23 protein-coding genes, 1 tRNA gene and 2 pseudogenes are annotated in these 21027 nt (G+C 41.8%); 9 read left to right on the top strand and 17 right to left on the bottom strand.

Annotation, left to right across the window (positions count from 1 at the left end; genetic code table 11):
• Positions 1 to 211: 211 nt before the first annotated feature.
• The 3 genes from ACOFKR_RS05655 to glmM all read right to left on the bottom strand — a co-directional run bounded on the left by ACOFKR_RS05655 (position 212) and on the right by glmM (position 3298).
• Complete coding sequence (locus tag ACOFKR_RS05655; RefSeq protein ID WP_419803046.1) at positions 212 to 607, bottom strand: hypothetical protein; 396 nt, start codon at positions 605 to 607, stop codon at positions 212 to 214.
• A gap of 122 nt (positions 608 to 729) precedes the next feature.
• Complete coding sequence (locus ACOFKR_RS05650; RefSeq protein WP_419803045.1) at positions 730 to 1872, bottom strand: cysteine desulfurase family protein; 1143 nt, start codon at positions 1870 to 1872, stop codon at positions 730 to 732.
• Positions 1873 to 1906: 34 nt separating this feature from the next.
• The gene (glmM, locus tag ACOFKR_RS05645; protein ID WP_419803044.1) at positions 1907 to 3298 is read right to left on the bottom strand and encodes a phosphoglucosamine mutase; all 1392 of its coding nucleotides are present in this window, start codon (positions 3296 to 3298) and stop codon (positions 1907 to 1909) included.
• A gap of 150 nt (positions 3299 to 3448) precedes the next feature.
• On the opposite strand from glmM, the gene ACOFKR_RS05640 reads away from it, so the two are divergent.
• Both ACOFKR_RS05640 and ACOFKR_RS05635 read left to right on the top strand, forming a co-directional pair.
• Complete coding sequence (locus tag ACOFKR_RS05640; RefSeq protein WP_419803043.1) at positions 3449 to 4015, top strand: phosphatase PAP2 family protein; 567 nt, start codon at positions 3449 to 3451, stop codon at positions 4013 to 4015.
• Positions 4012 to 4728 carry a ZIP family metal transporter gene (locus ACOFKR_RS05635; protein ID WP_419803042.1) on the top strand — a complete coding sequence of 239 codons (717 nt, stop codon included), beginning with the start codon at positions 4012 to 4014 and terminating at the stop codon, positions 4726 to 4728. Before ACOFKR_RS05640 ends, ACOFKR_RS05635 begins: the two co-directional genes overlap by 4 nt.
• Positions 4729 to 4735: 7 nt before the next feature.
• Here the strand turns inward: ACOFKR_RS05635 and ACOFKR_RS05630 are convergent, their stop codons facing one another.
• The 8 genes from ACOFKR_RS05630 to nusB all read right to left on the bottom strand — a co-directional run bounded on the left by ACOFKR_RS05630 (position 4736) and on the right by nusB (position 9660).
• Positions 4736 to 5185: a MarR family winged helix-turn-helix transcriptional regulator gene (locus ACOFKR_RS05630; RefSeq protein WP_419803041.1), complete on the bottom strand. Its 450-nt coding sequence runs from the start codon at positions 5183 to 5185 to the stop codon at positions 4736 to 4738.
• Between the two features lie 25 nt (positions 5186 to 5210).
• Positions 5211 to 5378: a DUF5522 domain-containing protein gene (locus ACOFKR_RS05625; RefSeq protein ID WP_419803040.1), complete on the bottom strand. Its 168-nt coding sequence runs from the start codon at positions 5376 to 5378 to the stop codon at positions 5211 to 5213.
• Positions 5379 to 6317, bottom strand: a complete 939-nt coding sequence (locus ACOFKR_RS05620) for an MBL fold metallo-hydrolase (protein ID WP_419803039.1) — start codon at positions 6315 to 6317, stop codon at positions 5379 to 5381.
• Positions 6314 to 6913 carry a dephospho-CoA kinase gene (gene coaE / locus ACOFKR_RS05615; protein WP_419803038.1) on the bottom strand — a complete coding sequence of 200 codons (600 nt, stop codon included), beginning with the start codon at positions 6911 to 6913 and terminating at the stop codon, positions 6314 to 6316. Before coaE ends, ACOFKR_RS05620 begins: the two co-directional genes overlap by 4 nt.
• The gene (locus ACOFKR_RS05610) at positions 6913 to 7863 is read right to left on the bottom strand and encodes a YbbR-like domain-containing protein (RefSeq protein ID WP_419803037.1); all 951 of its coding nucleotides are present in this window, start codon (positions 7861 to 7863) and stop codon (positions 6913 to 6915) included. Before ACOFKR_RS05610 ends, coaE begins: the two co-directional genes overlap by 1 nt.
• Before the next feature lie 64 nt (positions 7864 to 7927).
• Positions 7928 to 8254: a preprotein translocase subunit YajC gene (yajC, locus tag ACOFKR_RS05605; protein WP_419803036.1), complete on the bottom strand. Its 327-nt coding sequence runs from the start codon at positions 8252 to 8254 to the stop codon at positions 7928 to 7930.
• Between the two features lie 27 nt (positions 8255 to 8281).
• Positions 8282 to 8707: a DUF1573 domain-containing protein gene (locus ACOFKR_RS05600; protein WP_419803035.1), complete on the bottom strand. Its 426-nt coding sequence runs from the start codon at positions 8705 to 8707 to the stop codon at positions 8282 to 8284.
• Positions 8708 to 8712: 5 nt separating this feature from the next.
• The gene (gene nusB / locus ACOFKR_RS05595; protein ID WP_419803620.1) at positions 8713 to 9660 is read right to left on the bottom strand and encodes a transcription antitermination factor NusB; all 948 of its coding nucleotides are present in this window, start codon (positions 9658 to 9660) and stop codon (positions 8713 to 8715) included.
• Positions 9661 to 9685: 25 nt separating this feature from the next.
• On the opposite strand from nusB, the pseudogene ACOFKR_RS05590 reads away from it, so the two are divergent.
• Both ACOFKR_RS05590 and ACOFKR_RS05585 read left to right on the top strand, forming a co-directional pair.
• Positions 9686 to 11386, top strand: a pseudogene (locus ACOFKR_RS05590) (ABC transporter ATP-binding protein); the annotation flags it as partial.
• A gap of 124 nt (positions 11387 to 11510) precedes the next feature.
• On the top strand, positions 11511 to 11843 hold the full coding sequence (locus tag ACOFKR_RS05585; RefSeq protein WP_419803034.1) for a DUF3276 family protein: 333 nt from the start codon (positions 11511 to 11513) through the stop codon (positions 11841 to 11843).
• Between the two features lie 73 nt (positions 11844 to 11916).
• Here the strand turns inward: ACOFKR_RS05585 and ACOFKR_RS05580 are convergent, their stop codons facing one another.
• Positions 11917 to 12384: a DUF5362 family protein gene (locus ACOFKR_RS05580; RefSeq protein WP_419803033.1), complete on the bottom strand. Its 468-nt coding sequence runs from the start codon at positions 12382 to 12384 to the stop codon at positions 11917 to 11919.
• Positions 12385 to 12433: 49 nt separating this feature from the next.
• Positions 12434 to 13804: a magnesium transporter gene (mgtE, locus tag ACOFKR_RS05575; protein WP_419803032.1), complete on the bottom strand. Its 1371-nt coding sequence runs from the start codon at positions 13802 to 13804 to the stop codon at positions 12434 to 12436.
• 172 nt (positions 13805 to 13976) lie between these two features.
• Between mgtE and ychF the strand changes: the two genes are divergently transcribed.
• From ychF to ACOFKR_RS05555, 4 genes and pseudogenes are all read left to right on the top strand, one after another.
• Positions 13977 to 15074 (top strand): redox-regulated ATPase YchF, encoded by a 1098-nt coding sequence (ychF, locus tag ACOFKR_RS05570; protein WP_419803031.1) that lies wholly within the window; start codon positions 13977 to 13979, stop codon positions 15072 to 15074.
• Between the two features lie 68 nt (positions 15075 to 15142).
• Positions 15143 to 15214, top strand: a tRNA-Arg gene (locus ACOFKR_RS05565).
• A gap of 66 nt (positions 15215 to 15280) precedes the next feature.
• Positions 15281 to 15676 (top strand): annotated as a pseudogene (locus ACOFKR_RS05560) (nucleotidyltransferase substrate binding protein).
• 38 nt (positions 15677 to 15714) lie between these two features.
• On the top strand, positions 15715 to 15981 hold the full coding sequence (locus tag ACOFKR_RS05555; RefSeq protein WP_419803030.1) for a nucleotidyltransferase family protein: 267 nt from the start codon (positions 15715 to 15717) through the stop codon (positions 15979 to 15981).
• 6 nt (positions 15982 to 15987) lie between these two features.
• Here the strand turns inward: ACOFKR_RS05555 and ACOFKR_RS05550 are convergent, their stop codons facing one another.
• The 4 genes from ACOFKR_RS05550 to ACOFKR_RS05535 all read right to left on the bottom strand — a co-directional run bounded on the left by ACOFKR_RS05550 (position 15988) and on the right by ACOFKR_RS05535 (position 19819).
• The gene (locus tag ACOFKR_RS05550; RefSeq protein WP_419803029.1) at positions 15988 to 16179 is read right to left on the bottom strand and encodes a hypothetical protein; all 192 of its coding nucleotides are present in this window, start codon (positions 16177 to 16179) and stop codon (positions 15988 to 15990) included.
• Positions 16180 to 16303: 124 nt separating this feature from the next.
• Entirely contained in the window at positions 16304 to 17464 is a 1161-nt protein-coding gene (gene dinB / locus ACOFKR_RS05545) for a DNA polymerase IV (protein WP_419803028.1), read from the bottom strand.
• 34 nt (positions 17465 to 17498) lie between these two features.
• A complete protein-coding gene (locus ACOFKR_RS05540; protein WP_419803027.1) occupies positions 17499 to 18698 on the bottom strand; it encodes an AGE family epimerase/isomerase in 1200 nt (399 codons plus the stop codon).
• Positions 18698 to 19819, bottom strand: coding sequence for a glycoside hydrolase family 26 protein (locus ACOFKR_RS05535; RefSeq protein WP_419803026.1), 1122 nt, complete (start codon positions 19817 to 19819; stop codon positions 18698 to 18700). Before ACOFKR_RS05535 ends, ACOFKR_RS05540 begins: the two co-directional genes overlap by 1 nt.
• Positions 19820 to 20023: 204 nt before the next feature.
• On the opposite strand from ACOFKR_RS05535, the gene ACOFKR_RS05530 reads away from it, so the two are divergent.
• A complete protein-coding gene (locus tag ACOFKR_RS05530; RefSeq protein WP_419803025.1) occupies positions 20024 to 20899 on the top strand; it encodes an AraC family transcriptional regulator in 876 nt (291 codons plus the stop codon).
• The last annotated feature ends 128 nt before the right edge of the window (positions 20900 to 21027 follow it).

The raw sequence follows: 21027 nt of genomic DNA, 5'->3' as shown, positions 1-21027 counted from the left end.
TTCAAGGTTTATATCAGAAAAATGTGATGCTTCTTTTACCCTATAAAATTTGGTGTCCGCATCAATTTTAAAATAAAAAAAATGCCATTTTTTAGGTGATAAAAGAAGTATCTAAAACAGATTAAACAAACTTGAAACAGGCTATAAAAATTTCAATATAAAAAAAGGGATACTGTTTTTAGCATCCCTTTTTGGGTGAAAACGATTTTGGTTATTGGCCTGATCCCGGCTCATGATCGGTCATGCGGCCTGTGGTACGGCCTGTCGGGCGGTCCGCAAAAGACGATGAACCCATACCGGAAGTGGTGCTTCCTTTGTCGTCATCATCCTGCAGATCATCGCTGTCGATCACATCCGCATCATCATCGTCGTCAATTTTATCCAATTCATCTGCATCCGGAAAAGTATCGTCGTCCTCGTCATAAAGGTCGTCTTCATCCGGGTCAGGAACGGTTGCATCAATATCATCGTCATCATCGTCATCTTCCGAAACTGCATTTTTGGGCGAAGCAAAAATGTCATTTATGGTTTGGTTGGCGAAAGTATGATCTTTGGCGTCTAAACAATCTTCCTGATCATTTAAAGTGCTGGCATGGGTGAGTGTCATAAGTTTGAAATTTAACGTTAGTGTTAGTACGGAAACGCATTAATTTGACTCATTGTTTTTTGCAAATAAAAAAAAGTTGACAAATTTATATCGATAAAAACAGCATCCGGCAGCATAAAAAACTATGCCTGCACTTTCGCCAGGCAAATTTCTTTCAGCTTGGTAACCGTATAGTCCACTTCTTCTTTTGTATTGAATTTTGAAAATGAAAAACGAATGGCCGGCCGGTTTGGATTTGCCCCAATCCCGGTCAAAACATGCGAACCAATATCCGTTCCCGAACTGCAGGCACTCCCACCGGAAGCCGAAATCCCGGCAATATCCAAACTAAAAAGCAGCATATCGCCCATTTCCATCTCCGGAAAAGAAACGTTTAAAACAGTGTACAAACTTTTTTCAGCATCGGTTTCCCCGTTAAACCCAACGCCCGGAATGCCGTCGATTAACTGCTGCATCATATCGCTTTTCAAATCCTGAATGTGCTTTCGGTGGATTTCCATTTCCGCATAAGCCAGTTGCAAAGCTTTGGCAAAACCAACAATACCATATACGTTTTCGGTGCCGCCGCGCATGTTCCGCTCTTGCGAACCGCCGTGGATCAGCGGTTTTATTTTGATGCGATGATTGATGTAAATAAAACCGATACCTTTTGGCCCGTGCAGTTTATGCGCCGCGCCAACCAAAAAATGCACTTTCAGTTTGGTTACATCATGCGGAAAATGACCCATCGTTTGCACCGTGTCACAATGAAAAACAGCATTGTATTGTTCACACAAATCACCTGCTTTTTCAATATCGGTTATCGTACCAATTTCGTTATTGGCGTGCATCAGCGAAACAAAACTGCGCCCGTTTTCCTGCAGTAATTGTTCTAACTGGTTCAGGTTGATGTTGCCGCGTTGGTCCACTTCAACAAAACTCAGTTTAACCGCGCCTGATTTTTCCAACGCTTTTAACGTATGCAAAACGGCATGATGCTCAATTTCTGTAGTGATGGCGTGCGTAATACCAAGATCATGGATGGCGCAACTGATGGCCATGTTATCGGCTTCTGTGCCGCCCGAAGTAAAAAAAATTTCTGATGGCGAAGCGTGCAGAAGTGAAGCAATCGTCCGGCGGGCTTTTTCTACAACCGTGCGTGCTTCCCGGCCAAAAGCATGTATGGACGACGGATTGCCGTAGCAGGTTTCCATCACCGTATAAACTTCTTTTAAAACGTCCGGATCTATGGGCGTTGTTGCGGCATTATCTAAGTAAACACGCATATTATTTGGTAAAATTTAGGTGGTAAAAACAGTATCAGTTTTGCAATTGCAGGATTTCTTTAATATCGGCAATCATTTTATTGGCCAGGCTGTTGGCAACCTGTTCTGAATTTCCTTCAGAATAAATCCGGATGATCGGCTCCGTGTTTGAACTACGCAGGTGCACCCAATCATTTCCAAACTCGATTTTTAAACCATCAATTGTAGTGTGCGGCTGCCGCTGATATTTCTCTTTTACACTCTCCAGCAAGCCTTTGATATCCATTTCCGGTGTAAGCGTTATTTTATTTTTGGAGATGTAGTAGCTTGGATAAGTGCTCCGCAGAACCGAAACCGAGCGGCCAAACTTGGCCAGATGCGTTAAAAACAGCGCAATGCCAACCAGCGCATCGCGGCCATAATGCAGCTCAGGATAAATTACACCGCCATTGCCTTCGCCACCAATCACAGCGTCAACTTCCTTCATTTTGTTCACTACATTTACCTCTCCTACTGCCGACGCAAAATATTCGGCTCCGGCTTTTTCAGTCACATCGCGCAAAGCCCGCGTAGAGGATAGATTGGAAACCGTATTGCCGGTCGTATTTTTCAGCACATAATCTGCCACGGCAACCAGCGTATATTCTTCACCAAAAACATTTCCGTCTTCGGCAATAAAACACAAACGGTCCACGTCAGGATCGACCGCAATGCCCAAATCTGCATTTTTTGCCAGCACTTCTTTTGATAAGGCCGTTAAATTTTCGGGTAAAGGTTCCGGATTATGTTGAAAGTCCCCATCAGGTTCGCAAAATAATTCATAAATTACTTCTACGCCTAAAGCCTTCAACAAAGCCGGGACATAAATGCCGCCGGAAGAATTTACAGCGTCCAACACAATTTTAAAATTGGCATTTTTAATAGCTTCTGTATCAACCAAAGGCAATGCTAAAATTAGTCCGATGTGTTTTTGCAGATAAGAACCATCCGAAATCAGTTTCCCCAAATGGCTTACTTCTGCAAAAACCACTTCGCCGCTTTCGGCCAGTTCCAGCACTTCGGCACCATCTGCCTCACTTATAAATTCGCCATTATGGCTTAACAATTTCAATGCGTTCCATTGTTTTGGATTGTGGCTGGCAGTGATAATAATGCCGCCGCCTGCCTGCTCCATCAGAACAGCAATCTCAACAGTTGGCGTGGTAGAAAGGCCCAGATCAATCACATCTATGCCCAAACCTTGCAGCGTGCCGGTAACCAAGTTCAAAACCATCTGCCCGGAAATGCGCGCATCCCGGCCAACCACTACTGTTTTTATGCCTGTTTTTTTGATGACCCAACTGCCAAAAGCAGCCGTGAATTTTACAATATCTGTTGGTGTAAGCGCGTGGCCGGCCTGCCCGCCAATGGTGCCGCGGATGCCGGAAATCGATTTTATAAGTGTCAAGAATGTGTGTTTTAGATTGCGAAAATACGAATAATTGACTTAGGCTTTATATAGTTTGCGGTTGTTTGACGGCTTAATGGCTATATTCGCGACTGTTTAAAAACTGCTGACAGATTTAAGGTTGATGACTTATTTAAAACCAGGTTTGTAATGACTTTTCCCTGGATGCAATTTGACCAGCACTTGTTTCACCTGATTAACCATGATTGGGGAAACCCGGTTTTTGATGTGCTGATGCCGATCCTCCGCAACCCGAAAACCTGGATTCCGCTTTATATTTTCATCATCGGTTTCAGTATTTATCGCTATAAAAAAATTGCTGTATTACTGATTGTCCTGCTGGCTGCCAGTGTTGGCACTGCAGATTTTGTTTGTGTCCGGGTGATAAAAGCCTACGTAAAAAGAGTACGGCCCTGCAATGATCAGGCTGTTGAGCCAACTGTTGTCAACCGTGTGCCCTGCGGTACAGGTTTGAGTTTCCCGTCTGCACATGCGAGTGATCATTTTGCCATTGCCATATTTTGCTGCTTTGCTTTTGGCCGAAACTGGCGTTGGATTTGGTTTTTTGCAGTTTTTTGGGCTGCGCTGATCTGTTATGCACAGGTTTATGTAGGTGTTCATTATCCTGTAGATGTGCTTGCCGGTGCCGCTTTCGGCAGTATGATCGGCTGGCTGTACGGCTTGGTTTACAACCGTTTATACTTTAAATTTTCATGAACTACTGGATCGTTTTTCCCTTGTTTTTTAGTGCTTTTTTTGGTGGGACAAGTATTTTTCTGTTTAAAAAAGATATGGGCAAAAACCTTAAGCTCATCCTTTCTTTCAGCGGTGCTTACCTGTTTGCCATTACCGTTTTACATTTAATCCCGGATGCTTATCAAAGCGGCGATCGTTATGTGGGCATTTTCATCATGGCCGGATTTTTATTCCAACTGATCCTGGAGCTGTTTTCGGATGGTGTGGAACATGGCCATATCCACCACAATCAACACAATCATGAAGCCGCGTTCCCATCCGGGATTATGATCAGTTTGTGTTTACATGCATTTTTGGAAGGAATGCCGCTGGCACAAGGCCATCAGCAGGAATTGGTTTTTGGCATTGCACTGCACCATGTTCCGGCAGCGTTTGCGTTGGGCAGTGTGCTGATGCAAAATCATCTGCCTAAAAAAAGCATACTGTTTTTACTGGTTGTTTTTTCGCTGATGACGCCGGCCGGATTTTACACCAGCCATTTGTTAAGTACCAATCTGGCCGGGTTAAAACAGTATTTTTCGCGGATTATGGGCATCGTAATTGGTATTTTCCTGCATATTTCTACCACCATTTTGTTTGAATCCAGCTCAGATCATAAATTTAATTTACGCAAAATGGTAGCTGTTTTAATCGGTTCGGGCATTGCTTTAATTACTTTTTTTGCAGAATCTTAACCAGGTTTTAACCGCGGAGTTTATCCAGTAATTTACATAAAACAGCGGCTTCTTCTTCGGTAATACTATCTTTTAAAAGGTCGCACATCTTCAATTCCTGGTCAATTTGGGCTAAAACTTCCAAACCTTTATCACTGATGCGGATATCCACCGCACGCCTGTCTTTAGTGTTGGTGCAGCGCGTAACCAGTTCTTTTTGCACCAGCCGGTCAACAATCCGCGAAGCATCACACATCTTGTCGATCATGCGTTCTTTAAGCAGGTTTACGGTTGCCGGATTTGGAAACTGGCCGCGCAAAATCCGCAAAATATTAAACTGTTGGTGCGTAATCTGATGTTTTTCCAAGCGTTCCCGCAAAATTGTGCTCAACCAGCTGTAAGTGTAAGAAATATTGACCACCGCTTTGTGGTAATTATCTTCAAACTTGTTACTCTGAATTTCCTTTTCCAGTTCCATGCTTTGTGCTGCTAACGCCGTAAATTTATGATAATTTATTTTCTGCTGAGCTGTTTTGTTTCTCGCGGCCAAAGTTCCAGGGGCAATGCCGGCATTTGTTTTTACAGCAATAACCTCTCTTCACATGAAAATATGCCGTAAAAACAGTATTACCGTTCTCGTCTATGTAAAAATCCTGCTTCTCTAATTCCATTTAATTTAAAATTTTAACACGCAATTTCCCCTTAAAATACTGTTGCAGATGCATACCGTTTCCATGCAAAGTCCAGATTTGTGAAGGCTTAACTTTATCAATCAGCAGCAAAATATCCTCCCAATCGGCGTGGTCGGAAATATATAGCGAATCCTGTACGTTGGTTTGCAAGTTTTTCCAGCCGGATGCAAATATCCGCCGCAAACCCGTTGCCCGGATATAACTGTTGAAAGTAAACGGCGGCACCAGATAGATAAAATTTTGCTGGTTTTTCATGAATTTCCGATCGTATAATTTATATCCGCCGAATAAAAAACCAAACTTTTCATAAATCCGGTTGATCGGTTCGATGTTGCGGTGAACCAGGATTTTTTTCTGCGGACAAAACTGGTTGATCAGCTTAATTAACCGCTGGCTTTTGCCCAATGCATACGCGCCAAGCAATATATTTTGAGGGTTTTGGTTGAGTTTTTCAATTTCCGAAACCTGATCGGGATGTTTGATATTTGGGTTGGCAAACGTCGTTTCCGTGATCAAAACATCAGCTTCCTCCCATTCAAGCAACTCACACGTTGCATCAGGCTGTAGTTTAAAATCACCGGTGTACAAATATTTTACACCTTTATATTCCATCAAAACTTGTGCAGAACCCAAAATATGCCCGGCCGGAATCAGCGTGACCGATACTTCTTTTATCGATGTTTTTTCGTGATAAGTAAGCGTATTTTTAATTTTTCCGGCGTTTTTTCCATAGCGCAAATCCATCAAAGCCAGCGTTGCCCCTGTTGCAAAAACCTGCTGATGGCCGCCAACGGCATGATCCGCGTGCGCATGAGAAACAACTGCCGTTTGCACCGGTTTCTGCGGATCCAAGTAAAAATCGCCTGCGGCACAATACAATCCGCTGACCGTCAGTTCTAAAAAATATTCCTGGATCATATATTTTCGGTCAGTTCCAGCAGTTGTTGGTGTATTTTTAAAACCTGCGGAATCACCAACCTATCGCCATTGTTTTGGATGATAAAATCAGCTTTGCCTTCTTTTTCGGCTTGCGGCATCTGCTTTTTTTCCCTACGGAGAACTTCTTCTTCGCTCAAACTATCGCGCTGCATCACCCGCCGCACACGTTCCTCCAGCGTGGCCGAAACCACAATTGTACGGTCACATTGTTGGTTTGAACCGCTTTCAAACAATAAGGCTGCTTCTTTTAGCACATATATTTTATGCGGATATTGTTCGGCCCAAATATCAAAAGCTCGGAAAACGGCCGGATGTACCAGCGCATTTAATTGCTGCAGTTCGGCTTCATTATTAAAAACGATGCCTGAAATATATTTTCGGTTCAAACTTCCGTCTGCAAAATAAGCTTCGGCACCAAATTTTTTTCGGATTTCGACTACCAAAACTGCATCCTCCGTCATTACTTTTTTAGCATGGAAATCGGCATAAAAAACGGGAACGTCCAATAGTTCAAAAACTTTGGAAATGATGGATTTTCCGCTGCCAATATTGCCTGTGATACCGATTTTCAGCATTATTTATGCACGATAAAATTAACCGCAGCAGGCTGAATATCCACAATTTTACAATAATCCGGCTGCTGGTTTAGCTTTACCGGCAATTTTTGCATACCGTTTTGCTGCCAGGAGTTCAAATCGGCCACAACTTCAAAAAAATCTGCATTTACGGCCGGATAATTATCTAACGAAACCATAAAAGTGATTTTGATTTTTTTGGGGAATAAGCTGACTTTGCTGTAAGTTTTGTTGTTGAGCAGCTTCACGGGCACTTCCAGCGTTTTCTCGGTAAATTCATCTACCGGAATTTTTACATCAACTGTTTTTGGGTTAATACTAACGTTGTTTTTTTGCGGAGGAACCAGTTTTAAAGTTGCAGCAATAGAAGTATTTACTTTATTAAGCACTAAAGTATCTGTTGGCCAGCTTTTTACAGAATCTACATATACTGCCGGGCCGCTGATAGTCACAAAATCCGGTTTAAACAAAATATCATCCGAACGTGCAAACTGCCGCTGAAAAGTAATATCTGTTTTCAAAATAATCGGCACACGTTTAACCTTGCGCAGGGCAAAATCAAAAAAAACCGTATCCGGACTGAAAGAATAAATTTGCTGGTTTAGTACGTTTTTTTGGTTGATCACCTGTAACTGATTGCTCAATACAATAAAGTTTTGCGTTTCGAGTTTTCGCAAATCAACACTAATAATCCTATTTTTTTCCGGTAAAACGGCCGAAAACAATCTTTGCCAGCCCGTGCCGCCTACTGTAGCCAAAACCGTATCTGCCTGCAGCGCAAAAAACGCCTTGCGCTCCGGGTGATTTTTGTAATTTAAGGCAACTTTTACCGGGAAAGTATAACTTTTGGACATCACGACAAATATCCAGGCCAGCATGGCCAAAAAAAGGCAGGTAAAAAAAGCGGAAATCCGCTTACGTTCTGCTCTGGATAATTTGAAGATAGCCATATAATTCCTTCAAAAAAGTATGTGTAAAAGAAGCATCGTTTTTATCAATGCTTCTTTTATCAGCCTAAACTTTGGCAGTGGCCGGCTGGTTCAGCAACCTGGATGCTTCTAAAGAAATTGAGCCTTTATCAAAGCGGATTTTTACGTTGTTGTCCACTTCAACTAAAATTGTGGTATCGCCAACATCAACAATTTTACCGTGGATGCCTGCGGAAGTAACCACCTTATCGCCTTTTTTAAGTTCTTCCACATATTTTTTCTGATCTTTTTGCTTCTTTACCTGCGGGCGGATCATGAAAAAATAAAAAACCACGATAATCAGCACTAAAGGCAAAAACTGCCCGTATGCCGCTAAACCATTTCCGGCCTGTAATAAAATAGTCGAAATCATATTATACTTTTTAAAAATTGAAATTAGTTATTTTGTGATTACTTCGCCAACCAAATGCACCATTGTTTGCGCAGGCACCGTGTTGGCCGTAATGGTAATTTGTTTATCAATCAAACCGGATTTGCCTGCGCTGTTAAATACCACTTTAATCATGCTTTTTTCGCCCGGATTGATGGGTTTGTCAGGTTTTGTTGGGATGGTGCAGCCGCAACTTGCCACCGCATCTGTAACAATCAAAGGCGATTTGCCGGTGTTTACAAAAGCATAATCGTAGCTCACTTTGTCGCCCGCTTTTATTTTGCCAAAATCGTAAACTTCTTTGTCAAACTTCATCACCGGGATGTTTGCGGTTGTTGCTTTTTCTGTTGTTGCAACAGCAGATGTTGTATTGGCGTTTTGGTTACAGGCAGCCAGCAAACCACTGATTGCCAATAAGATCATATATTGTTTCATGCTGATTAATCTATTAATCCCCTGCCGGATTTCCGGAGTTTGTTGTTGCTTTTTAAATCGGACAAAACCTTGTCTAAGATACCGTTTATAAACGAATTGCTTTTAGGCGTGCTAAATTCTTTTGAAATTTCCAGGTATTCGTTAATGGTTACTTTTACCGGGATGGACGGGAAACCCATAAACTCGCAAATGGCCATTTTCATCAGCATAGTGTCCATCATCGCAATCCGTTCGGCTTCCCAGTTTTGGGTTTTTCCGCTAATCAACTGCTGATATTCCCGATCATAACGGATGGTTTGCTGAAAAAGCGTAACCAAAAATTCGCGGTCTTCCACCCAATCCAAACTCAATTCTGCCAGTTTGTTTTTTGCGGCTTCCTGGTGCGAAAAATTTTTGAAAGTTTTGGCAATCAACGCCTGCAACGTGTCTTTGTCCACCGGCCAGCTTAAAAAACGTTCTTCAAAAACCTGCTCTGCCGCAACAGATTTCAGGATTAGTTTTTTAAAGATGAATTTGATAATGTCCTTGTCCGTCTGGATCGTGTCCGCCTCGCTTTCCAGATACGCCTGATATTCCGGTGCTTCTTTTAGGGCATAAAAAATGGTGCGCGCCAGTTCAGGGTCAAAGCTCCAATCTACTTTATATTTCTTCAAACCGGCCAGATATTCGGGGTTTTGGAGCAGCGAAACAATAAATTTATTCCGGGTTATTTTAAGATTTGGGGCGAGGTCTGCTTCAGTAGGCAAGTGTAAGTTTGCCCGTTCTTCTGCATCAACAGCAGCATATTGCACCACTTCATCAATCAGCGAAAGCATCCAGATGTACATCTCAAAAACCTTATCAACACTTTGCAGCAACAGTTTTTCGTGCGCAGTGATTTCTTTGTTTTCGGATTGGTTATAAGCGTATAACGCCTGTAAAACCTTAACCCTGAGTTGCCTTCTGTTTAACATATTTTGATAAGAACGAGCTGCGGATTTCGGCGTACTTCCGGCCCCGGTTATCCGGCTTTCTTTTAATTTGGTGACCGAAAACATTCTCATTTATCACCTGTACAACGGTTTCGAAAGGCAAAGCATCATCTACAACTTGCTTGGCCAAAGTTTGCTGTTGTTTGGGGCGATTGTATTGCTGATGGCCGTTTTACGCGGTTTATTTCTGTTTTTTATGCGGCAAACAATTATCTTAATGTCGCGCCATATTGAGTACGATCTTAAAAATGAGATTTACGCACATTATCAAAAACTTTCGCTGGCTTTTTACCGCCGCAACAATACCGGCGATTTGATGAACCGAGTAACCGAAGATGTAAGCCGCGTGCGCATGTACCTCGGGCCAAGCATTATGTACGCAATCAACACGGCCGTACTTTTTATAATGGTGATTTATGCCATGCTGACTGTAAATATGCGGCTGGCCGTATTCTGTTTGCTGCCTTTACCAGTTTTAGCTCTGGCCATTTATCTCGTTAATACTGAAATTAACCATCGTAGTGAACGCATCCAGGAACGGCTTTCGGGCTTGTCCAGTTTTGTGCAGGAAAGCTTTTCTGGAATTCGGGTGATCAAATCTTATGTGCGCGAAAACTTCATCAACCAAAGTTTCCGCCACGAAAGCGAATTGTACAAAACCGATTCTTTATCGTTGGTAAAAGTGCAGGCTTTATTTTACCCGGTGATGCTTTTGCTGGCCGGGATGAGCACTTTGATTACCGTTTATGTGGGCGGAATTGAAGTGATGAAAGGCAACATTACCGCCGGAAACATTGCCGAGTTTATTGTTTACGTTAACTTGCTCACCTTTCCGGTTTTAAGTTTGGGCTGGGTAACGTCATTGATCCAGCGGGCGGCGGCTTCGCAAAAACGCATTAATGAATACCTGCAAACCGTTTCAGAAATTGATCAGCCAAATGTTCCGGCAGTTGATATTAAAGGAAAAATTGAATTTAGAAATGTTGGTTTTGTTTATCCGGACACCAAAATTACTGCCCTAAAAGAAGTATCGTTTACGGCAAAACCCGGCGAGCTGATTGCGGTTATTGGCCGCACCGGTTCCGGGAAATCTACCATTGCCAACTTGCTGATGCGGATGTACGATTGCACTTCGGGCGAGATTCTGATCGACGGAAAACCAATCCAGACATTAAACCTCGAAAATTATCGTGCCCAAACCGGTTTTGTGCCGCAGGAAGTTTTTCTGTTTTCGGACACGATTGCCAACAATATTGCTTTTAGTGTAGATAAAATGGACATGAACCGAGTAGAAAATGCCGCAAAAGCCGCTGCCGTTTACGATAACATTGCCGCTTTTGATGAAGGTTTTGAAACGATGATCGGTGAGCGGGGCGTTACACTTTCGGGCGGACAAAAACAGCGGGTTTCCATCGCGCGTGCAGTTTTTAAGCAGCCAAAAATCCTCATTTTTGATGATTGTTTATCCGCAGTGGACACCAAAACAGAAGAAGAAATTTTGAACAATCTGGGCGAAGTAATGTCCGGCAAGACCAGTTTGTTGATTGCACACCGCATTTCTACCATCAAAAATGCCGATAAAATTGTGGTTTTGGATGACGGGCAAATCGTGGAACAAGGCACACACGACGAGTTGATTGATTTGAAAGGCAGTTATTTTGAATTGTACGAAAAACAACTCCTGGAAGAATCAGAAAGTGTGAAATAACGATCGGAAACCTTGTTAAGTATCTCTCCGTAGAAATAATTGTTCACAACGACTGCTTTTTTCTTTCGTGTTTTTAAAAAAGCATTATATTTATCGCAGTCAATTAAATGTTAAACTATTGCAAATGGGAGATTTTGATAGCAGAGACCGCGAAGAGGTCTATTCCAAGAAAGTTAGAGCCGGTAAGAGAACTTATTTTTTTGATGTAAAAGCCACACGTTCCAACGACTATTACATCACGATCACAGAAAGCAAAAAACGCCTTGAAGACGGAACTTTTGTAAAACACAAAATTTTTTTATATAAAGAAGATTTTGAAAAATTTGCCGAAGGCTTGAAAGAAACCTCCGATTATATCAAATCCCATCAGGAAGTTACCGAAAAACGTTATGAATTTGCTGATTCGCATGATGGCATCAGCAGCAAAACTGCCGATGATTTTTCATTTGAAATTTAAAAAACACCTAAACCTTATCTATAATTAAAAATCCTGCTTTTGGCAGGATTTTTTGTTTTAGCACTAATTAGAGTTATGCTTTGAGGCCGCCACCAACAATTGCCGCAATAAAAACAATCGTATAAAACACAATCAGCGTAATAATCAAAATCCCCCAAAACCTGAAATAAGCTTTTAGTTTTTGAAAGGCCAGGTTTACGCTGGATTGATCGCCATAATTAAAACCGTTTTTTAAACTGGCGGCAAACTGAAAAAGGTGCAGCGACGGAATGAAAAGGAGTACGCCAAAAGCAAAATACAAAAAACTCAAACCGCTGCTTAAAGCTTTGGCATCTAAACCTGTACCATAAGTTTGCTGCAATTTGCCTACAACCGCGCCTACAGAAAAGGCACTGATAATGGTTAAAAAGCTGAACACAAAACCCGCCAACCCTAAAAAGTGCGCCCAGCGGCCGGTTTCGCGTAAAAAGTTTTCTGCTTCAAAGGTAAGCAGCATTTCGGTTGCTTCACCGTTTTCTTCTGTATGATCTGTTTGTTCCATTTTTAGTTTGTTCGATGTAATAACAATTTTGGGCCATACTGTTTTTATCCTATAAAAGTTTTCCTTGCATAATCAAAACCGCAATGGAAAAATAAATGACCAAACCGGTAACATCCACCAGCGTAGCTACAAACGGGGCAGAAGATGTGGCCGGGTCTGCACCCAGTTTTTTAAGCAGTAAAGGAAGCATGGAACCGGCCAAAGACCCCCATAATACCACACCGATAAGTGCAGAACCCACGGTCAGTCCAACCAAAACCCAGTGCGGACCGTAAATGTGTGAGAACATGCTCCAAATAAAAATCCGCATAAAACCGATCATGCCCAATGTTAAGCCAAGCAGTAAACCAGATACAATTTCGCGACGCATCACGCGCCACCAATCTGCCATAGTTACCTCGCTCAAAGCCATTGCCTGGATAATTAAAGTTGATGCCTGCGAACCGCTGTTGCCGCCACTTGAAATAATCAAGGGGATAAACAAAGCTAAAACGACCGCTTTTTCGATAGCGTTTTCAAAAAACTGCATGGCTGTAGCGGTTAGCAACTCGCCCAAAAACAAAATGATCAGCCAGCCAACACGTTTTCTGACCAACTTTAGCAAAGGCATATCCAGGTACGGTTCGTCCAAAGCTTCTGTACCGCCAATTTTTTGGATGTCTTCGGTGTATTCTTCGTTGGCGATCCACAAAATATCATCTACGGTAACGATGCCCAGCAAAATATTTTCCTGATCGGTCACCGGCAAAGCCACACGGTTGTTCATCCGAAAAACGTTGATGGCTTCTTCCTGCGGATCATGAACGTGCAGCGAAATCAGCCGGTCGTCCATCAACTCACTGATCGGCGTTTCCGGATCAACCAGCAAAATATCCCGGATACGGATATCGTCCAGCAAAACCCCTTGTTTATCAATCACATAAATCACATCGATCGTTTCAGAATTTTTGCCGTAGCGGCGGATATGTGCCAATACGCGGCTCACGTTCCAATTGGATTTTACGGCGATGTAATCCGGTGTCATCAACCGGCCGATACTGTATTCTTCGTAACCAAGCAAAGCCAGGGCTTCTTTCCGTTCGGCCGCAGGAAGTTCGTTAATTAGTTTTTTTACCGTATCGCCATGCAGTTCGCTAAACAAGGAAGTCCGGTCATCCGGCGGCAGTTCGGTAATCAACTCCGTTACTTTTGGCCCGGAAAGTTTTTTGATGATGCGTTCCTGCGTCGGAAAATCTAAAATCCTGAAAACATTGACGGCACGGTTGATCGATAATGTTTCGATAAAAACAGCGGCATGTTCCGGCAGCTCATCAATCAGCTGCTCCACGTCCGAAATGTTCAGGTCATCAAGATATTGTTTCAGTTCTCCTTCATGGCCGCTTTTCAGTAAAATTTCGATTTCCGCTATGTTTTCCTCCATTTAGCAATATTTTATTTTGATGATACCTACCGGAAAGTCCTGCAAAAATCGTTTAATTTTTTGAAATAGAAAGCTTAAATACTGCTATCTTTGCCGCAAATTTTACAGTAACAGCAAGCATAAAATCTTGCCGGGCTAATACTGTTTTTATACGATAAAAATCATCAAAAATATGGGATTACAATGCGGAATTGTCGGCTTGCCAAATGTTGGGAAATCAACCTTGTTCAACTGCTTGTCCAACGCAAAAGCACAGGCGGCCAATTTTCCTTTTTGCACCATTGAGCCGAACGTTGGTGTGATAACCGTGCCGGATGAACGGATAACCAAACTGACAGAATTAGTTAACCCTCAGCGCGTTGTGCCCAATGTTATTGAAATTGTAGATATTGCAGGCCTGGTAAAAGGTGCCAGTAAAGGCGAAGGTTTGGGCAACCAGTTTCTGGGGAACATCCGCGCCACAAATGCCATCATCCATGTGCTGCGTTGTTTTGATGATGACAACGTGATCCATGTGGACGGTTCTGTGGACCCGATCCGTGATAAAGAAATTATCGATACCGAATTGCAGCTGAAAGATCTGGAATCCATCGACAAAAAACTGCAAAAAGTAGAACGTGCTGCCAAAACCGGCGACAAAGATGCCAAAAAAGCTTTCGAGGCTTTAAGCGTGTATAAACAGCATCTGCTTTCGGGCAAATCTGCACGTACGGCAAATGTTTCTGCGGAAGATCAGGAACATGTGGAAGATTTATTTTTGCTGACATTAAAGCCCGTAATGTACGTTTGCAATGTGGACGAAGCATCGGTAAATACCGGTAATACTTATGTAGAAAAAGTAAAGGCCGCCGTTGCAGATGAAAATGCGCAGGTTTTGATTATTTCGGCACAAATAGAATCAGAAATTGCCCAATTGGAAAGCTACGAAGAACGCCAGCTGTTTTTGGAAGATTTGGGCCTGACAACTTCCGGCGTAAGTCAGTTGATCAAAGCGGCTTATAGTTTATTAAAACTGGCCACTTATTTTACGGCCGGTGTGCAGGAAGTGCGCGCCTGGACGATCACCCAAGGTTTTACCGCGCCGCAAGCGGCTGGTGTAATCCATACTGATTTTGAAAAAGGTTTTATCCGTGCGGAAGTGATCAAATATGATGATTTTGTAAAATTAGGATCAGAAGCGGCCTGTAAAGAAGCCGGGAAACTGAGTGTGGAAGGCAAAACTTATATCGTGCAGGACGGCGATGTGATGCACTTCCGTTTTAATGTTTAACGTTTTCCGGCTTCTGCCTAAAAATAATATATTTGCAGCCCGATGCTGTTTTTACCGGCATAAAATTGGCACTCGTAGTTCAATGGATAGAATGTGAGATTCCGGTTCTCATGATATAGGTTCGATTCCTATCGAGTGCACTTTTTAACGCAAACCCTTGTAAATATCACATTTATAAGGGTTTCTTTCTTAAATAAAGCTTTATCATGAATTTAGACAACAGATGGAAACAACGGTTTCAAAATTTTGAAAAAGCAATACTTTATTTACAGGAATCCGTAGCGCGCACTGGCTTATCAGCTTTAGAAAAAGCAGGGATCATTCAGGTTTACGGATTTACGTTTGAACTGGCCTGGAAAACAGTAAAAGATTATCTGGAAGAAAAAGATGTAGAAGTAAAATTTCCTCGTGATACGATTAAAGAAGGTTTTAAATACGAACTTTTGGAGAACGGTTAAGTTTGGCTGGATATGCTTCAGAAAAGAAATTTAATGAGCCATACTTATAATGAAACTAATGCAGAACTGGCTTATAACCTAATCGTTCACGAGTATTTTATCGAACTGCAAAAAGTATATTTTAGGTTGCTAAAAGAAGTATGAACACGTTTGGTATAACCCGTAGATCTTATCAATTGATTTTGGCTGCCCTACAAGATTATCAGGAAGTTGAAAAAGCAGTTTTGTTCGGAAGCAGGGCAAAAGGAAATTACAGGAAGGGAAGTGATATTGATTTGGCCATTACAGGAAAAAATGTTTCTGCTGTCATCGCTTTAAATTTGAAAGCTTACCTGAATGAAGTTTTACCGATTCCTTATTATGTAGATGTTGTGGCTTATAACTTGCTTGACCAGCCAGATTTAAAAGAACATATTGACCGTGTTGGCATCAGCTTTTATCAAAAATAAAGTTAACTACCTCAAAAACCGGTTCCCAATATCCAGGCTCAAAGCTTCATCTTTATTTAGAAAGTAAACGATGCCGGCAGATATGCTGTTGTCGTCCGCAATAAATTCTACCGAAGTGCCCCAAAAAGTTAAACCTAAAATATTTGTGCCAACAACGTTGATCACGTTTAAAACGGTACAATACTGATCCGGGTTCATAGTTAAACTTTTATCTGATGGTTCAGGGGTTATTGCTTTCTACGAATAATTTTCGGCCGGGTTTAAACTATTTCTCTTTTGGCTAAACAAATTTTACCCGATAAAAGAAGCATCGGCATTTCGGTCAGGGTTTTTGCAAACCACTGGCACGAAGCACAGATTTGTCCCCAAACCGGTTGCGGATTTGATCCAGCGCAGCATACAATTTTGTGTTTTCTGCTTTTTCGGAAAACATGTCTAACTGATATTCGCCTTTGATCAAATGGCTCAGCTTTACCCCAATCAGCCGCACTTGCAGGTTTGGATGGTAAGATTTTTTAAAAAGCTCTTTTACAGCGGCCAAAATTATGTGATCTGCGGCCGTGTAGCCAATTACCGCTTGCTTGGTTTCGGTAGAAAAATCAGCATAACGGATTTTTACGGTTACACAACCGCTTAGTTTTTTTTGCTGCCGAAGTAAGTACGCGATTTTTTCGGTCATGCGCACCAGTTCGCTCTGCAAAAAATCAACATTGAGTGTATCGCTTTCAAAGGTGTTTTCGGTGCTTATGCTTTTACGTTCTGAGTAAGGCACAACCGGCGAATCGTCAATTCCGTTTGCCCTTCTAATCAAATCATGGCCGCCTTTTCCAAAACGCAGTTCCATCAAAGCAGGATTGGATTCACTTAATTCTTTTAACGTAAAAATGCCCATCTGCCGCAGGGTAACAGCAGTTTTTTCACCAATCCCGGGCATACGGTCTATTTTTAAGGTAGATAAAAACAGCTTTTCAGTACCGTGTTTTACCTCTATTTGTCCATCGGGTTTGATTTCGTTGGTCGCAATTTTAGAGATTAGTTTGTTGGATGCCAGTGCGTAAGAAATAGGCAAGCCGGTTTCTTTCACAATGGTTTGCTTCAGTTCTTTGGTAAACTGACTGCAACCGAAAAAGCGGTCCATTCCGGTCAGGTCAGCATAAAATTCATCAATACTGGCTTTTTCTAAAACAGGCACTTTATCGCGCAAAATGGAAGTAACCATACGCGAATAATAGCTGTAACTTTCAAAATCACCACGGACACCAATGGCTTCCGGGCAAAGTTTGCGTGCCTGCCTGATCGGCATGGCACTGTGCACGCCAAATACACGGGTTTCATAACTACAGGCTGCCACAACGCCACGGTCGCCAGTCCCGCCAACAATTACAGGTTTACCAATCAGCGAACTGTCTTTTAAACGCTCTACACTTACGAAGAACGAATCCAGGTCAAAATGAGCAATAAATCGTTGTGGTAAATCAGCCATAAATTTATTTATCACAGCCAATTTACTAATAATTTTAGTGGTTTAAAACACCTTTCTTCAACCTGTTTATCACTTCCAGCATGGCCCGCGAGTTGTGGTATGGGCATTTCCACAGGCCGGCTTTATCTTCTCCGGCCATTAAGGTATAATCTTCGTTCAAGCCCCAAACCCATTCGCCTTTATCGGTACTGATAATATGTTGTTTTGTAAAATTCCAGACGTGTGTAAATTGATTGAAAAAAACCTTTTCGCCGGTAAGTTGCCAGGCATTTAAAAAACCGACCATCGCTTCCGCCTGAACCCACCAATGGCGTTCTTTAATCAGGTGCTTTTGATCCGGCTCAAACTCATAATACATTGATCCGTCTGCATCCAAACCGCTGGCCACGGCGCGCGCCATTGCTACTGATACTGTTTTTACCGATGAAATTTTAGCCTCATCACCCAAAACTTCGGCAGCTTCCAGCAACAACCACGAAGCTTCAATGTCATGTCCGTAAGAAACAATAGTTGATTTTGGCTGCCAGTTTTCATCCATAAACAAAATCAAACGGTTGGTTTTTGGGTTGATGATATGCACAAGGAAATTATCGATCAAAGCATGGATTTGTGTGGCCAAAATCTCGTCAGGCCAGATGCGGTACAAATTGGTGTAAGCTTCCAGAATATGCAAATGCGTATTCATGGTTTTTTTTTCGTTGAAATCTTTTTCGCTTAAACGCAAATCGGCCTGCTCTTTCCAATTGCGTGAAAAAGCTTCTAAATAACCGCCTTTTTCAGGATCAAAACTGTGCTTTTCTATCAATAAAAAAAGCTCTTTAGCCAAAGCCAAAGCCAATACATCCCCACAGGCACGATGATATTCTGTAAGTCCGTAAATGTTAAAAGCCAGGGCATAAACCTGCTTTTTAGCATCTAAAGGCAATCCCAGGTGATCAACTGTCCAGAACACACCACCATAAATCCCATCGATAAAATAATTGCGGATATAATCAAAACTGCGCTTGGCCAACTCCAGGTATTCGGGATTTTGATTGTGGTTGTAAGCTGCAGAAAAGCTCCACAAAATCCGTGCGTTCAATACAGAGCCTTTTGGTGCTTTTGTATAAACGTGATTATTGTGGTCGATTTTCCCAAAAAAACCGCCGTAAGGTTTATCTAAAGTATGTATTGCCCAATATTTTAAAATCTGGGCCAGTTCATTTTCAAAATCAACGATTTTAGGTTTCGGCATTATAGTTTTTTTGTATAAATGGAAGCGTGTAGCTTATTTTGAAAGATCATTTTCGGATCAGCGTAAAACTTTTTAAAATCTGAAGCACTTGCCTGGCCCGGAAAAGGTGCAAAATAGTGCTCTTGTTTCCAATTTCTCCAGGTTAATACGTATGCCGTTTTATACTGTTTCAAAGCCGGAAGCAAAACCTTTGTCCACCACGTCGGATCAGGGATCATTATATAACCTGTTTCTGTTAAAGCAGGTAATTTGTGATGTGACGCAGCTACTTTTTCAAGGATTTGGTAACGGTTGTTCAAATCTTTTTTAAAGTAATCTGCATCTTTGTCCATATAAGCGTCAAACCCGATAATATCCACATAATTATCACCTGGATAGCGCTCTAAATATTCCTGTTCTGTTTGGTAACCCGCAGCAGAATAGCCAATGATCAGGTTGTGCAGTTTTTTAGTGTTGCGGAGGTAATCCACTGTAAAACGCCAAAGTGCAATATATTCTTCGGGTGTACATTCTTTGTTTCCCCACCAAAACCAGCCGCCGGTGTGCTCATGCAGCGGACGGAAAATAACCGGGATCATTTCCCCTTTAGGGCCTTTTAACTGGTTGTCAAAACGGGCAAATTTGTCCAGGTATTCTACATACGCCTGATGATGTTCTCCGCCCGGGATAATTTGATTTACCGTAGTTGTTGGCGTGCTCCAGGCGGTTGCACCGGTAACCGGATCATCAAAATGCCAGCTAAACTCGTTGATGCCGCCACGGCCATATACTGTTTTTACATAGGAAATTATGTTTTTGAAAGGTACGCCATCCAGGTTTCTGGCACTGTCTAACTCCAAACGGCCCAATTCCCAGCCGTAAACACCGGGATAAGCACCGGCAACACTTTTAACATCAGAACGGCCATTTTGATAAGCCCAGCCCACCCCGTAAGCCAGATCATCCTGATGCCCGAAAATAACACTTTTCTGTGCCAGTTTTTGCATATTGCTGTATAAAATCTGTGTTTCTGTTGTAGCTGCTTTATCGCATGGTAAAATATTTTGCGCTGATGCATTTTGGACTGAAATAATTTGCGTCAATAATAAACTACTGATAACCATTTGTTTGAATATGTCCATGTTGCTCTAAAATAAAACTTGCGTACAGGAAGTAAAATTACTGCTAATCTATTGCCTGTTACAATCTCGATAATACGTTTTTAACATTATTTAAACATAATATTAATTTTCAAATTAAGATAAAATTTGAACCATATATTTATGGTATTATTTTAACACAAATTTAATCGTATTTTAATTTTTTTTATTAAAAAACCACAGTTTATGCACAGCAATGTAATCAGGGAAATAACGCCGCTTACACAAAGTGATTGCTTTACTTTGTTTTCGAGGGTGAAAAAAAAGTTTGATTTCCCGCTTCACCATCACGAAGAATACGAGTTAAACCTTATCCTGAATGCTAAAGGTGCCAAGCGGATTGTGGGCGATCATATTGATTTGATTGATGATCTGGAACTGGTTTTCATCGGCCCAAACCAGTACCATGCATGGTTTACACATCAATGCAAAAGTGAAGAAATTACGGAGGTAACGATACAGTTTCATAAAGACCTTTTTGATGATAAACTGCTTAAAAAGAACCAGTTGAGTTTTATCAGGAATATGCTTGAACGGTCGCAGCGCGGTATTTTATTTTCAGAAAGCACTATCAGGCGTTTGAAACCGCGCATTGTTGGCTTAACGCAAAAAAGCGGTTTTGATTCTGTGCTTGAGTTGTTTTCGATTTTGCATGATCTTTCTACTTCCCGCAACATGCATACGTTGTCTGATGCTACTTTTAACAACGAAAAATCGAATTACAACAGTCGTCGTATCGAAAAAGCTTTTGAATTCATGAACGCCAACTTTAACCGCGAAATTACTTTGGCCGAGGTTAGCAAAATTGCCAATATGCCCGAAGCTTCCTTCAGCCGGTTTATTAAAAAGCGCACCGGTATAACATTTATCGACAGTTTGAACGAAATCAGATTGGGCCATGCTTCCCGGATGCTGATCGACACTACACAAACCGTTGCCGAAGTGGCCTACAAATGTGGTTTCAACAACATTTCGCATTTTAACAGGCTATTTAAAAAGAAGAAAGTTTGCACGCCAAAAGAATTCCGCGAAAATTATTCGGGCAACCGGATTTTTGTTTGATGAATTTGGGTGGATAAAAGAAGTATGTCAACCTCTTCAACCTGAAAAAAATGTAATGTTATTTAAGTAACAGAAAGTCCGGATTTATAGAAAGTCCGGACTTTTCTGCTCCAGCTCAAATTTATGCC

Source organism: Mucilaginibacter sp., assembly GCF_965201005.1.
GTDB lineage: Bacteria > Bacteroidota > Bacteroidia > Sphingobacteriales > Sphingobacteriaceae > Mucilaginibacter_A.
Note: the sequence above shows the minus strand (reverse complement) of the source record. Positions and strands in the feature narration are given on the sequence as shown.